We start from the raw sequence: 17,786 nt of genomic DNA, 5'->3' as shown, positions 1-17,786 counted from the left end.
GTCATCAGGCTGGCTTCTCTTGTTTGTCTTTGCGATATTTGTTAGCTTGCTTTCGCGTTATTACTTCTTGTTCGCAAGGAATGCGTCAATTTGCTTTTGAGTTTCCGTAATGATGGTATCAAGGCCGTTTTTCTTCTGAGCTTCGATATAGTCGTTAACTGCTTTGTCTACGTCTTTCACGACGCCAAATTCGATTGGCCGGCTCAGCTCGTCGCTTGCCGCGTCGCGCTTGGCCACTTCGTTCTTCATCGTGTCTTCCGCAAGGAACAGACCGTCGATCGGCGAGTTGACATTGTTAGGCTCGCTTGCGAACTTCGCTTCGTTCTCCCAGAAGCCTGGTCCGTAAGTCATCGTTGGACGCATGAATTGCGGCTTCCAGAACGCCCATTGGCCGCCCCACTCCATGTAGTTGCTTGTTGTTGTATCCATGCCTTCCGGATATTCGGCCGTGTCGCCGTTCAGGACATAGGTTTTGCCTTCAATACCGTATTGCACGAGGTCGTACAACGTTTTGTCCGTCTCGATCATATCGAGGAAGCGGAGCACGCGGTCCGCGTTTTTCGAGTTGCGGTTGATCGCAACCACGTTAGCCAGCGCGGTACGGTTAATGAATTTTTTGTCCGGATAGAACTCGGAAGCCGTCAGCTTATAAGAAGGATCGGAGAAGCCGGGATTTGCCTCAACCCATTCGTGGGAAGTAACGGTTACCAGCTTCTTGCCGTTTCTCCACTCGGCTGCTTCATCCGTTTTGTCGATCATCGCATCACGGTTGATGAGGTTCTCGTCGTACCATACTTTCGCAAGCTTGGATGCCTCCAGATAGAATGGCTGCTGCTCAACCGGCTGAACTTTTACGGCAGGATCGCTTAGATAGAAGCCAAGACCGTGGAAGTTCAGATCTACCCACTCGTCGCGGATCATAAAGATCGACAGCGGCGTTGTACGGTTAATTCTTTCGTTCGGATAAGCTTCCTTCATCTGGCGAAGCAGTTTGTCCATATCTTCGATGGTTTTAACAGAGCCTTCCGGGATATCCAGACCCGCTTTTTCCGTCAGGTCGGAACGCCAAGCCACAAACTTGCGTTCATTCATTTTCATCGTCCATGGCAGACCTACGATATTGCCGTTAACGGTAGCCGCGCCAAGCGTGCCTTGCTCCTGGTATTTCTTGTACAGGTTAGGCGCATATTCCGGCAGCAGATCGTTCAGGGTCATGTAAGAGCCTTTAGCCGCCATTTGCTTATAGGACAGCCAGTCGCCGTCAAAGTTCATATCCCATTTGTCGCCGGAAGCGGCCATAACGAGCATTTTATCCTTGAAATCGCCAAACGGAATAAAGTTAATATCGAATTTCACATTAAGGCCTTTTTCCTTCACGTACTCGCTGACTTTGGACCATACTTCGTCCGTAGCCGCTTTTTTGTCGCCGCCGAAATAGAACTTCAGAGTGACTTCTTTTTCCGGCTCTGCACTTTCGGTTGCCGCGCTTTCTTTAGGAGTGTTCCCACCGCTGCTGTTGCTAGGCGTGTTGCCATTGCCATTGCCGTTGCCGGAGCTGCTGCATGCCGATAGCATTAAGCTGAGCGACATTGTAGTTGCAAGAGCTAACGACATGATGCGGATCTTCTTCTTCATCCTGACCTCTCCCTTATGCTTGTCATTTATATACTACACGGCGTTAGCCGATATAGTCATCCTTTTACCGCGCCTACCATGAGGCCCTTCACGAAATAACGCTGAACGAACGGATACAGGAAAACAATTGGGCCGATCGTTACGACGGTGAGCGCCATCTTGATGGATTCCGACGGAATTTGCGCCGATATGCGCTGCATCGCCGATGCGTTGCTGGAGCTCTTCAGGAACTCGACGTTGGAGACGAGCGTTCTTAAGAGCAGCTGCAGCGGCTGCAGCTCCTGCTTGTCGACGAACATCAGGCCAAGGAACCAGTCGTTCCAATAGCTCAGTGCGACAAACAAGCCAACGGTTGCAAGCACGGGCAGCGATAGCGGCATAACCAGGCGGTAAAAAATTTTGAATTCGCCCGCGCCGTCCATTTTCGCCGATTCGTTAATCTCCTCGGGAATCGAATGCATGAAGTTGCGAATGAGAAACATATTGAACGCGTTGGCGAGCATCGGCAGAATCAGTGCCCACAGCGAGTCCTTCAGATTGAGATAATGAACGCAGATGATATACCATGGCACCAGACCGCCGTTAAAGAGCATCGTAATGATGACGTAAACGGATAAAATATTCCGGTACTTGAAGGAGCGTCTTGCCATTACATAAGCGCCCATGCTGGTCACGAATACGGACAGGATTGTTCCGGCTGCCGTAACGAGAATACTGATGCCGTAAGCGTCGATAATCCGATTGGAGCCGAGAAACAGGATCCGGTAGGAATCAAACGTAACGTGCTTCGGCCATAACGTGTAGCCATAATTGATAATGTCGTTCTCCGTGCTTAGCGAGCCCGAAATAACCATGATGAACGGGAATAAACAGGACAAGCTGAACAAGGAAATGACGAGAATAATGAGAGACTGCGAGATTGAGAATTTTTTGGCAAGCATATCGTGTTTCCTCCGTTCTAGAAGATAGCCGAGTCTTTATCGATTTTGCGTGCTGCATAGTTGCTTGCGATAACCAGGACGAAAGCAATCATCGATTGCAGGAAGCCCGCCGCGGAAGCCATGCCGATATCACCGGATTTGCGCAAGCTGCGGTACACGAACGTATCGATAACGTCTGTCGTCGGGAACAGCAGGGAAGCGTCGCCAACCATCGCGTAAAACATCCCGAAGTCCGCATTCATAATTCTTCCCACGGCCAGCAGCGTTAATATAATGATCGTTGGTCTCAGCATGGGAAGGCTGATATAACGGATCTGCTGCCATCTCGTTGCCCCATCAATGGAGGCTGCTTCATAGTAAGAGTTGTCGATGGAGGTCAGAGCCGCCAGGTAAATGATCGTGCCGTATCCCGTTGCCTTCCACCTTACCGCGATGGTGAGGATGATCGGCCAGAGGCCCGCTTCGCTGTAGAAGTCGATCGGCTGCAGGCCGATAGTTGTAAGGAAGTGGTTAACCGCGCCGCTCTCGAAGTCGAGCAGGTTGTAGGCAAATACGCCAACGACGATCCAGGAGATAAAGAACGGCAGGAACGTCAGGGACTGCGATACCCGCTTGAAATATTTGTTCCTGATCTCGTTCAGCAGAAGCGCGAACCCAACCTCGAAAATCAAGCCAACCGTGATAAACAACGCATTCAGCAAAATCGTATTTCTCACGGCCCGGAACGCGGTGTCCGACGAGAACAGATAGTCGAAGTTATCAAACAGCGGGTCCATCCAGTTGCTGCCGAAGATGCCCTTCGTAAAGTCAAAATCTTTGAAGGCGATTACAAGTCCGGCCAGCGGCAGGTAGTTGAACAAAAATAGGAGTACCGCTACAGGGAGGAACATAAGCAGTAAGGTGCGATTTTTAAACAATTCCCGAATGACTCCATTTTTCATAGCGTTTTCCCTTCTCTCTTGTGATAGTTTTATTGTAGATTTCAGGGAAATCGAAAACCATGAGTGGATCTTATCCTTTATAGTTTGGGATTAAACAAAGCCGAACTTGGGGCTGTTTTTGCATTGAAGGTAAGGGGGATAGCCAATCTGGTGGAGTAGAGTATGTCCCTTCGGCTACACCGAATATGGGATGATAGATCGCTTGCATCCCACATTCGGTGCGCTGTTGTCTGCAGGAAATCTCGATTATATCGCAAAGACAAAGGCGGACGCTTGCGCTCCTCAGGAGCATACCCTACATCCTTATCTGGCTTATTAATTTCTCGTTCAGACAGCAAAAAGCCGTCCGAAAGGACGGCTTTGTTTGTTGGGGGTGGGGTCGGGGTTGCTGCAATTAACACTATAGTTGCATAATAAGCGCTTAAAGACTATACCAAAAACAGCCGGTCGAGATAACCGGCTGTTTGTTCATTATTACATATGTCCCGCAGCTGATGCTGCCGGCATTTTGCCTGTTTTCACTTTCACGCGCGACCAGTCGAGAGTCAGATAGCGCCATCCGTTGGCAACCGCCGAAAGAACGATTAGCAAGCATAGCGCGGACCAAGCGCCGGTTTGTCCCCAATCGAATACCCTGGTTAACAGAATCGTTAGCGGGATGAATAACAGCCAGTTTAAGACAAGTGCCGTCCGGGACAAGAACGTCGTGTCTCCTATGCCTCGAAGTCCGCCGCCGAAGATAATGTTTGCCCCCGTAAACAGCTGGACGCAAGCGGTTAGATGGATAAGCGAAATCGCCGTTTCGTACACTTCCCTCTCCGAGGTGTAAAGCTTGGCGATCGGCAAGGCGAACAGGAAGAAGACGACCGAGATCAACGCCATAAAGATAAGTCCCAGATAAACCGTCACAATCCCGAATCTTCTGGCAGTAGCGCCGTTGCCTTTGCCCACTTCCTGGCCAATCCCGATCGTAGCCGCAGCGCCGAAGCCATTAGAAGGCATGAACCCGAAGGATAAGATGTTAAGGGCAATCTCATTGGCGGCAATGGCGGTTGTGCCAAGCCTTGTAATGCATGCGGTAAACACCAGCATTCCAACGCTGTTGGATAGCTCCGTTATGCCCAGCTTAATGCTCTCGTACAACAACAGGCGCACCTGTTCAACCTCGATGCGTACCCAGCTTCGCGTTGCGTACATGCCGCTCTGGAAACCGTAATAGACTAGCAAACCAAGCAAGAAGGTGACCCCTTCGGCAGCCACCATGCTCCAAGCCGCTCCTTGAAGCCCAAGCTCCGGAAACCCGAACTTTCCATAGGCAAGGACGTAGGTTAAGGTGACCACTAAAGCGCTATTAATGAGCGAGAGGGTCATTGGCGTGCGCGTATCCCCGACGGCCCGCATATAAGCGAAAAATACGGTATTAAACATCGTAAAGATCAGCGCAATCATTCTCACCATCAGATAAGGAGAGCCAAGAGTGAGGATGGTCTCATTCGAGCCCATAAGATAAAGAATACCGTAAGGAAGCAGAAAGCTGCCTATGAGCAAGGTAATTCCCTGTACGGCTGTAATGAATAGCGCGATTTGCATCCGTTGGTTTCCCTGCCGGATATTGCCGGAGCCATAATTCTGGGCGACGAGAAAGTTAATCGCTCCTTGTACGCCGGAGAATAAAGCCCATAGATTATAGATGATAATGTTCGTAATGCCGACAACCGCAATGGAAGCCGCCCCCAGATTTCCGACAATCATAAGCACCAGCAATCCGGTAAAAGTCATGGAGGAGAATGTGGCGATAGACGGAATCGCTAAGGCTAGGATTCGTTTGACCAACTGCAAGACTGCACCTCTTCATAAAGAATTCGATTGTACCCGGTCTTTACCCTAGGCAAAACCTGTATTCATTATAGGAGGGAGTCTCCCCGCTGAAAAGAAGTGATATAAAGATCAGTTACTATCCTTGGGTATAGTTGCGGAAAAAAAAGTCATTTTCGCAGATCAGACAAGAAGCCAAAAAGCCGTCCACTGGGACAGCTTCTCTTCTTTATTTGGCGGCCTGCTGCTTCCACTGCTCGCGGAGCCGGAGCGTTTTCTTGTTCCACGCCTCGGTCTCCGGGATCAGATGCTTGATATCGTAGCCGTTGAACACGATCTCGTTGATCATGTTGACCCAGTTGTACTCGGAGAAGCCGGGGATGGTTGCGCCTGGCAGGACGAGAACATTGTCTTTGGTCATCTTGACCGCCTCAATATTCCGGCCCTGCCAGATTGGCGCTTGGTCGATATAATCGGTCAGCTCGGGGTCAATGACGGAGGCATTGGCGCCTTCGTCAATCTTCCACTTCTGCGCTTCCAGCTCGAACTGGAAGCTGATCCATTTGTAGGCTTCTTCCTTATGCCGCGAACCGCTAAGCATGGCAAGCGGACCATAGATATGGAAAGAATATTGGTTCTGCTCCCCGCGCGGGAACGGGAGGATATCCCAGTTAAATCCGGCTTCCTTCTGCAAACGCGGCAGCAGCCAATCGCCTCCGACCTCAAAGGCGGTTTTTCCGTTCAGGAAATTGCGAGCGACATCATGCTGCTCCTTGGCTTTAGACCAAGAGAGCATGGAGCCGTCTTCCGTGACAAACGCGGTGAGCCAACGGATATCGTCCAGAACAGCCGGCGAATTTAGCAGACTTTGCGTCATGCCCTCATTCAGATAAGCCAGGTTCTGCGCATGCCCATCCGCAGCGGCCTTCAACGGCAGAAGGCGCATCACAAATTCATTGCTTGTCGTAAGTCCGTAATCGCCTTCTTTCGGATCTGTCACCTGCTTTGCGATAGTGCGGAAATCGTCAAAGGTCCATGTATTCGGCGGCATGTCCACCCCATGCCTCGCCAATAGATCCTTGTTGACGACTATCCACATCGGCACATCCACGAACGGAACCGCTAGTCTCCGCCCCCGGAAATTCATTGTGTCGAAATGGCCGTCCGGGAGCACCTTGTCCTGAAAGGACGTATCTTTATCCATATAGGGTTTAAGATTTTCAAGCAATCCTTGCTGCTCGTAAGCCAGCAGATCCCCGTCAATCCAGGCCAGATCGGCCGGTGTTCCCGCCTTCTGCAGCTCCTTGATCTTCGCCATAATGTCCTTCTCGTTCGCTTCTACCTTGACCGGTTCGATCGTGATCCAGGGATACTTCTCATGAAACCTGTCAAACAGCTGCTGATAGCGGTCACCCGCCCAGGTGAGCAGCCTTAGGGTAACGGCAGCATGCTCCGTTTCCGGGGATTTGCCGGAAGGCTCAGGCGTATAGCCGGAGCATGCAGCAAGAACAAGCACAACCGTCAGGAGTAAACTTCCAACAACGTAACGTCTGTTATTCAATTCCTACTCCTCCTTTTATAGCGGCATTGCATTGAACAACCTGTCACTCATTCCAGCCTTGCTTCCAGCTCCTGGCCTTCCCTCAGTACAGGATGCCTTAACGTAATTTTGGTTCCCGTCTCCGGCCCGGTTACGATCTTCAGCTTATACGCCTCGCCAAAATACAGCTTCAGCCGCTCATTCACATTTCGCAGCCCCACTCCTCTGCGCGAAGGCGAGTATTTGCTGCCCGCCGGCTCCTCGGCTTGCTCCAGCTGGTCTAGCACATGCTGCGGAATGCCCTTCCCATTATCGGCGATATCAATAACGATATCATCCTCTTCCCGCCTTGCCGCAATCATGATTTTACCTTTATCAAAGTTATCCCGTACGCTGTGTTGAATCGCATTCTCCACGAGGGGCTGCAGGAGCAGGCGAAGGAACGGCAGATCAAGCGTCTCCTCATCTCCCGCGTACAGGATCCGGACGGTCTTGCCCATCCTTGCCTGCTCAATGGCCACATAAGCTTTTACCTGATCGAATTCCCGCTTCAGCGTCGTAATCTCTTTCCCTTGATTGAGACTGAGGCGGAGCAGATTGCCAAGCGCCGATACCATTTCGCTAATATCGCTTCGGCCGTGATTTTCTGCCTTCCACCGGATCGACTCCAGCGTGTTATACAGAAAATGCGGATTAATCTGATGGCTCAGCACCTGGAACTCCAGCGCTTTCTTGTTGCGCTCCGAGCGTGCTGCCTCTTTAATAAGTCCGTCAATCCGGTGAACCATGCTGCCAACGCTCCGGTACAACCAGCCAACCTCATCCTTGCGGGAGGACCATGGCGATAAATAATGGAGATTATCCGATTCCAGCTTGCGCATCAAGCGGACAAGATGAGCGATCGGCTGCGTGTAAATGACGGTCAGATAGATGACCACGCTGATGCAGCACAGCAAATAGACAATGAGGAAAATAATAAGGACCCGGTTTATCTCATCCATCGCGCCGGTCAGCTCTTTCAGCGGGGTTAGGCTGACGATCGTCCAAGGATGGTTGGCCATCGTCACGTAGGTCGCCAGGTAGGTATGGCCGCTAATGGTGATCGACTGCGAGCCTGCGTCGCTTTTTTTCATATAGCTGATAAAAGAATCCGAAGGGAACGGCTGCCCCGTCCATTCATTCATTGCCGAATCGTAATGAACGATCCCTTTCTCGTTCACCAGCAGCAGCTTCTGATCCTTTAGCTGATCGGACGGAGAGAAATATCGCTCCAGGAAATCATCGGACAAATCGGTCGCGATAAGACCGCGAAGCTTCGAATCGTACAGCCCGGAGAACCGCTTCACATACGTCAGCAGCGGCTTGGCATACCGCCCCTGCTTGGGCATCGTCAAATACCAGGTTGGTTCGACGGTTGCCTTCGAGCGCTGGAACCAATACTGGTCGCCGATTCTCGCCGATTCATCAATGGAACGCATGTACGAAGGGTATTTCGTCGGATTAATGGGATACACCTTCACCCGGAAAGCATCAATGACCGGCGTCGCGTGATAAAGAGCCGTCACCATATTAACGGCGAACGATTCTTCCTCCTGCTCATCGGCCGGCTCCTTGTACAGAAGCTCCTGGACGGATTTATTGCCGATGACCTCATTTACCTGTTCATTCAGGTTATTTAAATAGATTTCGAAGTTCTTCTTCGCCTGCTGAAGATAGCTCATCGTCATCTTGGTATTCGTCTCGGAGATCCCCTCAATCGACTTGATATGGGAGTAGTAGGCGAAGAGCAGGAACGGGACAATGATAATAAGTAGAAAGATAAAGATCATGCGGTTGCGGAAGGACGACGCCAGCCGGAACGAAATTTTTCTCATGCGGTTAACCTGCCTTTCTTGTAAGGACGCTGCCCCATCGCTAGTGATCATTCTTGCCTCGGAAGCCTCTATTCCTTCTTCCCCTGAGCAAAACGATAACATTCCCCCTAAAAGTTTGCGTTTCCCTCATTGTGACGGGATACCCGATTCTTTACACTAGTTGCGTAATGACTAACCTTCTATGAAAAAGAGAAAAGAGAAAAGAGGAACCATCATGCCATCATCCAAGCGCATTGTTCATGTCATCTCGCATACCCACTGGGACCGGGAATGGTATATGCCGTACGAAGCCCATCACGTCAAGCTGGTTGAGACCATGGATACGCTGCTCCAAACCTTCGAGTCCGACCCCGAGTTCCGCAGCTTTTATCTCGACGGCCAAACGATAGTTCTCGACGATTATTTGCAGGTCTACCCGGAGAAACGCGAGTTCATCCAAAAGCTGTGCGATGAAGGCAAGCTTTCTCTTGGCCCTTGGTATATTCTTCAGGACGAATTTCTGACGAGCAGCGAAGCGAATGTCCGCAACCTGCAGATCGGCCATCGCGATGCGGCAAAGTTTGGACCTATCTCCAAGCTTGGCTATTTCCCCGATTCCTTCGGCAATATGGGACAAGCCGCGCAGCTGCTGAAGCAGGCGGGTATTGATACGGCCGTCTTCGGTCGAGGCGTCAAGGCGACAGGCTTCAATAACCGCGTGGATGACTCGGGACTGGAATCGCCGTTCTCCGAGCTGATCTGGCAGTCGCCGGACGGCTCCAGCGTGCTGGGCATTCTGTTTGCCAACTGGTATAACAACGGCATGGAAATTCCCGTTGATCCGGTGAAGGCGAAGCCTTACTGGGAGCATCGTCTCTCCCGTGCCGAGCAGTTTGCGTCCACCCGGCATTTGCTGCTTATGAACGGCTGCGATCACCAGCCGGTGCAGACGAATCTCTCCGATGCTCTTCGCGTAGCAAGAGAGCTCTTCCCTGACTATGAATTCGTTCATTCCAATTTCGATGATTATGTTAAAGCGGTAGATGCCGAGCGGCCGGACAACTTAAGCGTAACGCGCGGCGAGCTTCGCGGCCAGCAGACGGATGGCTGGTACTCCCTTGTGAATACCGCTTCCGCCCGCGTCTATATTAAACAGCTGAATCAGCAAAATCAGACGCTGCTCGAAAAGGTAGCCGAGCCCCTTGCCGCTGCGGCCCATCAGCTGGGCAAGCCTTATCCGCACGGGCTGATGCAATACGCCTGGAAGACGCTGATGCAGAATCATCCGCATGACAGCATCTGCGGCTGCAGCGTTGACGAGGTCTACGATGAGATGAAGACGCGCTTCGCCAAAAGCATGGAGGTTGGCAAGCGGCTGACGGAGGACAGCGTCAGGTTCATCAGCTCCAGGATTAATACCTCCTCATTCGCAGCGCATAGTGATGAAGCCGTTCCGTTCGCTGTCTTTCAGACCAGCGGCTACGAGGGCTCAGCCGTCGTAACCGTCGAGATCGAATTCGCCAAACGTTTCTTTGACCAAAGCGAGGACCCTGTTGCCATTGCTGCGGACGTTAAGTCGCGAACTCATGCCGAAGGCTATTTGATTAATGGGGACGGTGAAGCCATAACGGTTACGGCAGAAGATCTCGGCGTCCGATTTGGCTATGAGCTGCCAAACGATAGATTCCGCCAGCCTTATATGGCCCGCGCAATGCGGTTAACCTTTGAAGCAGCTAACCTGCCTCAGCTCGGGTATCGAACCTTCGCCTGGATTCCCGCTCTTGACGGCTCCGGCAAGCCAACGCCTGAAGCCGGGTTGCCGCTCATCAGCGGCGGCCGGATTCTGGAGAACGGACACCTGAAGCTGACCGTGGAGGATGACGGCAGCTATTCCGTCTATCACAAGACTAGCGGCCAAACCTTCAGCGGACTTGGTATTTACGAGAATGCAGGAGATATCGGCAACGAATATATTTTCAAGCAGCCGATCGGCGATAAAGCGATCACAACCAAAGGGCTGAAAGCCGCTATTCGTGTCGTGGAAGATACGCCTTACCGGGCGTCAATCGAGATTACGCATTCCTTCGCCATTCCGGCAAGCGCTGACGAGCGGTTAACCGAAGAGGTTAATTCCATGGTGGAATTCCGCAGCCGGAAGGCCGGGCGTTCAAACGACCTGGCTCCGCTCGTTATTGTTACACGGCTCAGTCTGGAGCGTAACGGCAAGGGCGTACGTGCTCATGCAGCGATCGACAATCAATCCAAGGATCATCGGGTGAGGGTATTGCTGCCTTCCGATGCCGAAGGCTCCACCCATTTTGCCGATTCGATCTTCGAAGTGGCCGAGCGTCAGACGATGCCGTCCGCGGTATGGGAAAACCCTAGCAACTGCCAGCATCTGCAATCGTTCATCGATGTTCATGACCGGAATAGAGGTTTAACGGCTGCCGTCAAAGGACTTAACGAATACGAGGTCCTGCAGGACGGCCGCCATACAATTGCCTTGACGCTGCTCCGTTCCGTAGGCGAGCTTGGCGACTGGGGAGTCTTCCATACCCCGGACGCACAATGCCTCGGCACCAATGTGGCCGAGTGGATGATCATCCCTTACGGCGGCGAGAGCGAGCGGTTTGCTGCTTACCGCGAAGCTTACCGGTTCCCGGTTCCGCTTACTACGGCAGTAACTGCCCTGCAGCAGGGAGAGCTTCCTCCGAATGAACAATTTCTCTCCTGGAACGGCGATGGCCTTGCCTTCTCCAGTCTGAAGATCAACGAGAACCGCGGCGATCTGATGGCCCGTTGGTACAATCTGTCGGGGGAACCGTCCGCCTTAACCGTTCAGGCGCCATCGGCGTCCGAAGCCTATATTAGCAGCATCATGGAAGATACCGGAGGAGAAGCTTCACACCTCGGCATCCCGGTGGAAGGCTTCAAAATCATAACGGTCGGCCTCAAGCCTTAAACCGCATAGAGATATAGCAAAAGGCAGTTCCAAAGGTAAAGCGTTATTCACCTTGGATACTGCCTTTATGCGTTACTCTTCTATAATGCCCCGCTGTCTGCGGTATTCTTTTGGCGTGCAGCCGACCTGCTTCTTGAAGAGCTTCGAGAAGTGGACCGGGTCTTTATAGCCGACCTGATAGGAGATCTGGTATACCTTGTACTGAATGTCTCCCAGTGCCTCCTTCGCCTTCTGGATCCGGATATCGGTCAAATATTCAAGGAAAGTCTGCCGCTTCTCTTTCTTGAACAGCTTGCTGAGCCATACCGGCGTAACGTGGACGGCGCTGGCCACGCTTTGCAGCGTTAAACTGTCGGCGTAGTCCCGCTGCAGGATTTTCTCCGCTTCACAGATGATTTGGCTTGGCGTCGCGGAGAGACTTCGGAAGTCGGCCGCGATTTCCTTCAGACATCTTTCCGCCTGCTCTCTGAGTGACTGCAGGGTATCGTATTGCTCCAGCTGTTCCCATAGCGCGATTGGATTATTGCCCCATCGTTTATTCGGAACGCCTGCAGCAGCCGCTTTCCTGAATATCTGGAACAGCCACTCGAAGATGTTCTGCTGAATATCCCGCAGCTGGGTAAGCTGCCAGGCTTGAACCATCCATTCAAACCGGTCCATCGCAGCCGTAATGTCCTCATCGCTTCCGAATTTGACCAGATCCAGCACCTCTTCGGTCTCTGCCAGCTTCAAATCGCCGGACTCCCCGTCTTCAAAGCTGCCCTGCAGCGTAAAGACGCGGTTGCCGCCGTACACCGCCTTTTGTTCCAGAACGCTAAGCGCTTCCGCATACATTTCGTGCAAATGCTCAAAGGTGCAAGGATTTGTCCGGAGCCCTACGCTTGCTTTCACTTTAACAAAATCGTTAATCCGCTTTATGCATAGATACGCAATCCCGCTCGTCAGCTCGGTCTGATCGGAGCGCAGGCAGCTAAGCAGGACTACCCATCTGCCGGAGCTGTCTGTGCTGATGGCATACGGATAAGGATATTCCTCTTCCAGCGTCTGATTAACCACATTGCCAATCCCAAATAAGATCAAATCCTTCTCCTGGGCACGGCGATTCTCAATCGCTTTCAGATCATCGGCCTCGATGACCATTACCGTCATATGATCGGATGTCATCCATTCCATATTTAAAGTCGTCAACCGGTGGCGCCTTCTTGTTTCTTTATAAGGATCATGCTCCTGCTCGACCATTTCGCGAAGAAGCTCTTCCCGCATTTTCGGAATCGCGAACTTCACCTGATTGATCAGCTGCTGCTCATTATGCTGCTCCAGCCGTTTCCGCTGAATATTCTCGACAGCTTTACGGACAATTTGCTCCAGCTCGCTAATGTTGATCGGTTTAAGAATATAATCGAGAGCTCCCGTCTTCATTGCCTGCTTCACCAGATCGAAATCATCATAGCCGCTCACCACAACCGCTTCCGGATGATAATCCTTAACCGGCTGCAGGGCATTCAGAAATTCCAGTCCGGACATCCGGTTCATCTTAATATCCGTCACGATCAGCTCCGGACGCATATCCTTCGCCAGCATAAGCGCCGTATCGCCGTCATCGGCAACCAGCACCTCCTCAACGCCAAACGAAGCCCAAGGAAAGCGGTTACGCAAACCTTCGCGAATCTCGAATTCATCGTCAACGATTAACGCACGCAGCATCCACTCACCATCCCCATTATGCTTGATGCGATATTTGCAGCCTTGTCTGGCTTGTTCTGGCCTACCTCCATACTAAACGACTCTATTTTGGATTGCACGGGGGTAAAACAAAACTTTATGGGGTTGTTATAAATTGTTGAGGGGCGGCTGCGCGCACATGATTCGCCTAACCGATTACGAGGTATGGCTCAAGCTCCTTGAAAAGCTTTTTGACATTCGCGTCATCCGGCACGACCAGCGTCAGAGGCTCATTTAGCTTCAGCACGAACAAGCCAAGAATCGACTTGGCATCAGCCATCCCGCTTTTTCCGTGAATCCAGATATCGAAGTCGTAACGGGAGACGATATGGTTGATTTGTTCGATGTCTTTGACATCTTTTACTTTAATAGGCGTGATCATCGGGCAATCTCCTTCCAGATTCCAACTTTTTCTTATTAGTTGTTCGCCGGGAGACATTGCTTTATGCGTACGGGCATAACATGTATTGGACAGGTAAGCGAAGGGAGAGGGCTGACATGGCTTGGCGTGATCTCATACCAAACGATGCGAAGAAGACATTCGAAACCTTAATTGACCGCAAAAGAAAATTGGATACCTTTAAATCAAGAGCTGCCGCAAGTGCGTTGCTGTGCCTACTTTGTTTTTTGCTTTTTGCCGTTGTGTATTACAGAAATATAGGCACCAGCAATGGCAGCTTCGCCAGCCTCTTAGAGGGCATCATGAACAGCTCCTTCCTTATCTTCCTCATCGCCGTGTTTATCGTCAGCTTTGTGTATCTGTACGTGCTGGCCAAGGAAATCGATAAAGCGAAGAAAAAGTATGAAACGCTCAGAATGGAAACGATTGATAAATTCGACACCACATGGCTGAAAAGCATCAATTTCGAAACAAGAAGCGAAATCTCCATAGAGATGAACCAATATGACATCAATATTGACTATAAGGGTTGACTGCAAGAAATCCCCTGCTGCTTGCGGCAGGGGGATTTCTGAGCATTATTTTCCAGGCGTTCCGAAGTTAGGCGTCCCGTCCTCATTCCACGAGAAAGCCTGCACCCGGGCGTGGCGGTTAGGATCAGAGAGGGCACTTCCCATAAGCTCCTTATATGGCCGAGCGTGATAGACGAGCAGATCCGTCAAGCCATCCTCGCTTACCGTAAAGCTGTTATGGCCGGGTCCATAATTCGCCGTTTCCTCGTTGGTCTCAAATACGGGCCGAGGATGCTTCGTCCAGCTGCCTGCGTCAAGCAGATCATCATCCAATGAAGCTTCCAGCAGCCCCATGCAATATCTGTGATCCGTTGCGCTAGCCGAGAAGGCAACAAATATCCGCCCGTTGCGCATTAGGACGGCTGGCCCTTCGTTTACCCGATGCCCTTGAATCTCCCAATCATGTTGAGGCGTCGAGAGCAAGACTTGAGGACCTTCGATCGTCCAAGGATTCGCAAGCTTCGCTATGTACAAATTGCTGTCGGATTCTTTATATTGCGCCCAGATCAAATACGGAACTCCGCGATGGCGGAAGGTTGTGGCATCCAGCGAGAAGCTCTCGAAGTCGAGATCGATCTTCCCTTTTTCCGCCCAAACGCCGGTAATCGGATCCTCGTCGCTGCACTCCAGCACATACGGACGAATGGCCCACTGATCCTCCGCCGTTCCTGCCGCGAAGTAGATATACCACATGCCATCGAGGAAATGAAGCTCCGGCGCCCAAATATGGTTGCCCATCTCTCCGGCTTCATGCTTGCGCCAGATGACCTTCTCCGGAGCGTCAACAAGCCCTTCAAGCGTAGCCGCTTTCCGCAGTACTAGCCGGTCATACTCGGGTACGGATGCTGTAAAATAGTAGAATCCGTCCGCATGCTTAAGCACGTATGGATCCGCTCTGTTTATAATCCAAGGATTTGAATAAGTTCCCATACCTGCATCCCCCTAGTAATCAGATACAACTATTAATAGAGTATCATAAAATGGACCATGATTAACAAAGAAGACTGCCAATCAAGGCAGTCTCCTCGTTCTCCATATGCTTTTTAAGTTACCCCCAAGCGGCCAGCTCCATCTCGAAATCGTTAGCGAAATCGGGGCTGATTGGCGTGACCCGCACATTCACGTCAGCCTCCCAGATGTTGTTTGTCGGGATGTTGGAGGAAGCTCCCTCGTAGACATACAGTCCCTTGGCCTGCTGCTGTACCGGCTCCAGAATTACCTTCCATATGCCACGGCGGCCATCCGAGCCTACAGCCTCCACCCGGACGTCCTTGTGCCATATGGCGCCAAGCTGAATTTCGGCGCGGAAGGTCGTCTTATTCATCTCGATTCTGGTACTGTCTTCAGGCAGAATATCCGCTTTCTTGACATGGACGCCGTACCAGTTGCTGCGGATGAATTGCTTGTAGGCCGCAACCCTTGAGGCGACCTCAAAGTTATCCGCGGAGAACCGATTGCCCCTTGAGCTTGCCGGCACGTACATCTTGTTCCAATAATCGTTTACCATTCTGTGAGTGTTATAGACGGGAGCGAGTGAACAGATTGATTCCTTCATGAGGTTAACCCATTCTGTCGGGACCGTTCGATCTCCCCGATTGTAGTACATCGGAATAATCTCTTCCTCGAGCAGCCGGTATAACGCTTCGGTATCCTGCTTCGCCTGAAGCTCGTAGTCCCCTTCTATTGCGCTTTCAATCGCCCATCCGTTGCGCCCGTTGTAGCCTTCCTCCCACCATCCGTCCAATACGCTGCAGTTAAGCACGCCATTCAGGGCAGCCTTTTGCCCGCTTGTGCCGCTCGCTTCCATCGGCTTTAATGGCGTGTTGAGCCATACATCGACGCCTTGCACGAGCATCTTGGCCTTATCCATCGCATAATTCTCCACCATGTAGACGCGGCCCCTGAACCTTTCGTCCCTGGACAGCTCCACGATTCTGCGGATCAGTTCCTGCCCCGGTCCGTCGGAAGGATGCGCCTTGCCGGCAAAAACAAGGCATACCGGGCGATGCGGATCGCCGAGAATGCGCGCGAGCCGCTCCGGCTCGCTGAAGATAAGCAGCGCCCGCTTATACGTCGCAAATCGTCTGGCAAAGCCGATGATCAAAGGCCCTGCGTCGGATGAGGGGAGAGGCAGGTCAAAAGCCTCGAGCATCTTGGCTTTGGCCCGCTGGTGCTCCTCCCAAAGCTCGTTGTGGGGAATATCCCGAACGGCAGACCATACTTCCGGTTCCGCTACTTGCAAGGTCCAGTCGGAAGGCAGATGCCGGTCGAACAGCTCCTTCAAGCCGGCGGCGAGCCATGTCCCGGTATGGATGCCGTTCGTGACCGAGTCGACGGGAATATCCTTTTGCGGGATATGCGGCATCCACTTGTGGAACAGCTCCCTTGTCACCTCTCCGTGCAGCTTGCTCACCCCGTTCACTTTCGACGAAGTGCTGACGGCAAGACGCGTCATGTTGAATGCGCCGTCCATTAGGCCAAGCGACAATACCCGCTCCCTGTCGGCTCCGAGCTGCCAGTAATAGTCGCCGAAATAACGGTCCATCCGATCGATGGAGAAGACGTCATGCCCGGCCGGAACCGGCGTATGCGTCGTAAAGACCGTGCTTGCCTTGACAACCTCGAGCGCCGTCTCGAAAGGCACGCCTTCAGCGGACAGCATGCGAATTCGCTCAAGCGTCAGGAAAGCGCAATGACCTTCGTTCATATGCCAGACCTCGGGCTGGATGCCAAGTGCCGCAAGCAATCTCGTGCCGCCGATGCCAAGGAGAATCTCCTGGCTTATGCGGATGTCCTGATCGCCGGGATATAACGTGTCCGTCAAGCGGCGATCCGAATCGCTGTTCCATTCAACGTCTGTGTTGAGCAGGTACAGCGTCACCGAACCCACCTGCACGGACCATGTTTTCGCATATACCTGCCTGCCATTCAACGGAATGGCAATGATCACAGGCTGGCCATGGTCATCCCGCAGGAGCTGAACCGGGTAGACGCTCGCCTCCAGGTCGACTTCGGGATACAAGTGCTGCTGCGAACCGCCCTCGTCAATACGTTGCTGGAAATAACCCTTGCCGTAAAATATGCCGACGCCCGTAAGCGGAATATTCAAGTCTGCTGCAGCTTTGATATGGTCGCCAGCCAAGATTCCGAGGCCACCTGAGTAAATCGGCAAGGATTCATCAAGTCCAAATTCTGCCGAAAAATACACGATACCGCTGTTTTGCATCATCCCACCTCATTTTCTCCATATTGCGCTTCAACATGAAAGCGCCTAAAAAACTGGATGCTTTACTACTATATGCCGTTAGGTAGTACACGTGTCTATACAAGCGCGATCCATTACCCGACTATACGTTGAGCTAGAAGTCAGACAACATGCGCATGTATGTAAAAGCGGCGCTGCAG

12 protein-coding genes are annotated in these 17,786 nt (G+C 51.9%); 2 read left to right on the top strand and 10 right to left on the bottom strand.

Annotated elements, in window-relative coordinates:
* Positions 1-60: 60 nt before the first annotated feature.
* The 6 genes from M3194_RS15380 to M3194_RS15355 all read right to left on the bottom strand — a co-directional run bounded on the left by M3194_RS15380 (position 61) and on the right by M3194_RS15355 (position 8,746).
* Positions 61-1,635, bottom strand: coding sequence for an extracellular solute-binding protein (locus M3194_RS15380; RefSeq protein ID WP_251654955.1), 1,575 nt, complete (start codon positions 1,633-1,635; stop codon positions 61-63).
* Positions 1,636-1,691: 56 nt separating this feature from the next.
* The gene (locus tag M3194_RS15375) at positions 1,692-2,576 is read right to left on the bottom strand and encodes a carbohydrate ABC transporter permease (RefSeq protein WP_251654954.1); all 885 of its coding nucleotides are present in this window, start codon (positions 2,574-2,576) and stop codon (positions 1,692-1,694) included.
* 17 nt (positions 2,577-2,593) lie between these two features.
* Entirely contained in the window at positions 2,594-3,517 is a 924-nt protein-coding gene (locus M3194_RS15370; protein ID WP_251654953.1) for an ABC transporter permease, read from the bottom strand.
* A 474-nt stretch (positions 3,518-3,991) separates the two neighbouring features.
* Entirely contained in the window at positions 3,992-5,356 is a 1,365-nt protein-coding gene (locus tag M3194_RS15365; protein ID WP_251654952.1) for an MATE family efflux transporter, read from the bottom strand.
* 205 nt (positions 5,357-5,561) lie between these two features.
* Positions 5,562-6,893, bottom strand: coding sequence for an ABC transporter substrate-binding protein (locus M3194_RS15360; protein ID WP_251654951.1), 1,332 nt, complete (start codon positions 6,891-6,893; stop codon positions 5,562-5,564).
* Between the two features lie 47 nt (positions 6,894-6,940).
* Positions 6,941-8,746 carry a cache domain-containing sensor histidine kinase gene (locus tag M3194_RS15355; RefSeq protein ID WP_251654950.1) on the bottom strand — a complete coding sequence of 602 codons (1,806 nt, stop codon included), beginning with the start codon at positions 8,744-8,746 and terminating at the stop codon, positions 6,941-6,943.
* A 214-nt stretch (positions 8,747-8,960) separates the two neighbouring features.
* Here M3194_RS15355 and M3194_RS15350 point away from each other — a divergent pair, with 214 nt between their 5' ends.
* Positions 8,961-11,687: an alpha-mannosidase gene (locus M3194_RS15350; RefSeq protein ID WP_251654949.1), complete on the top strand. Its 2,727-nt coding sequence runs from the start codon at positions 8,961-8,963 to the stop codon at positions 11,685-11,687.
* A 72-nt stretch (positions 11,688-11,759) separates the two neighbouring features.
* Here M3194_RS15350 and M3194_RS15345 read toward each other — a convergent pair whose 3' ends face one another.
* Both M3194_RS15345 and M3194_RS15340 read right to left on the bottom strand, forming a co-directional pair.
* On the bottom strand, positions 11,760-13,391 hold the full coding sequence (locus tag M3194_RS15345) for a response regulator transcription factor (protein ID WP_251654948.1): 1,632 nt from the start codon (positions 13,389-13,391) through the stop codon (positions 11,760-11,762).
* Positions 13,392-13,557: 166 nt separating this feature from the next.
* Positions 13,558-13,791 (bottom strand): HPr family phosphocarrier protein, encoded by a 234-nt coding sequence (locus M3194_RS15340; RefSeq protein WP_251654947.1) that lies wholly within the window; start codon positions 13,789-13,791, stop codon positions 13,558-13,560.
* Between the two features lie 116 nt (positions 13,792-13,907).
* Here M3194_RS15340 and M3194_RS15335 point away from each other — a divergent pair, with 116 nt between their 5' ends.
* Complete coding sequence (locus M3194_RS15335) at positions 13,908-14,342, top strand: DUF2663 family protein (protein ID WP_251654946.1); 435 nt, start codon at positions 13,908-13,910, stop codon at positions 14,340-14,342.
* 45 nt (positions 14,343-14,387) lie between these two features.
* Here M3194_RS15335 and M3194_RS15330 read toward each other — a convergent pair whose 3' ends face one another.
* A complete protein-coding gene (locus M3194_RS15330; protein WP_251654945.1) occupies positions 14,388-15,311 on the bottom strand; it encodes a glycoside hydrolase family 43 protein in 924 nt (307 codons plus the stop codon).
* Between the two features lie 118 nt (positions 15,312-15,429).
* Positions 15,430-17,610 (bottom strand): alpha-glucan family phosphorylase, encoded by a 2,181-nt coding sequence (glgP, locus tag M3194_RS15325; RefSeq protein WP_251654944.1) that lies wholly within the window; start codon positions 17,608-17,610, stop codon positions 15,430-15,432.
* Positions 17,611-17,786 lie beyond the last annotated feature (176 nt).

Origin of the sequence: Paenibacillus glycanilyticus, assembly GCF_023715145.1 — a bacterium.
Classification (GTDB): domain Bacteria; phylum Bacillota; class Bacilli; order Paenibacillales; family Paenibacillaceae; genus Pristimantibacillus; species Pristimantibacillus glycanilyticus_A.
The sequence above is the reverse complement of the archived record's forward strand: the minus strand, read 5'-3'. Positions and strand labels throughout refer to the sequence as shown.

Excerpts from the sequence above, each read along its gene's own strand:
- M3194_RS15380 (WP_251654955.1), bottom strand. The coding sequence starts at position 1,635 with ATGAAGAAGAAGATCCGCATCATGTCGTTAGCTCTTGCAACTACAATG.
- M3194_RS15375 (WP_251654954.1), bottom strand. The coding sequence starts at position 2,576 with ATGCTTGCCAAAAAATTCTCAATCTCGCAGTCTCTCATTATTCTCGTC.
- M3194_RS15370 (WP_251654953.1), bottom strand. The coding sequence starts at position 3,517 with ATGAAAAATGGAGTCATTCGGGAATTGTTTAAAAATCGCACCTTACTG.
- M3194_RS15355 (WP_251654950.1), bottom strand. The coding sequence starts at position 8,746 with ATGAGAAAAATTTCGTTCCGGCTGGCGTCGTCCTTCCGCAACCGCATG.
- M3194_RS15350 (WP_251654949.1), top strand. The coding sequence starts at position 8,961 with ATGCCATCATCCAAGCGCATTGTTCATGTCATCTCGCATACCCACTGG.
- M3194_RS15345 (WP_251654948.1), bottom strand. The coding sequence starts at position 13,391 with ATGCTGCGTGCGTTAATCGTTGACGATGAATTCGAGATTCGCGAAGGT.
- M3194_RS15340 (WP_251654947.1), bottom strand. The coding sequence starts at position 13,791 with ATGATCACGCCTATTAAAGTAAAAGATGTCAAAGACATCGAACAAATC.
- M3194_RS15335 (WP_251654946.1), top strand. The coding sequence starts at position 13,908 with ATGGCTTGGCGTGATCTCATACCAAACGATGCGAAGAAGACATTCGAA.
- M3194_RS15330 (WP_251654945.1), bottom strand. The coding sequence starts at position 15,311 with ATGGGAACTTATTCAAATCCTTGGATTATAAACAGAGCGGATCCATAC.
- glgP (WP_251654944.1), bottom strand. The coding sequence starts at position 17,610 with ATGATGCAAAACAGCGGTATCGTGTATTTTTCGGCAGAATTTGGACTT.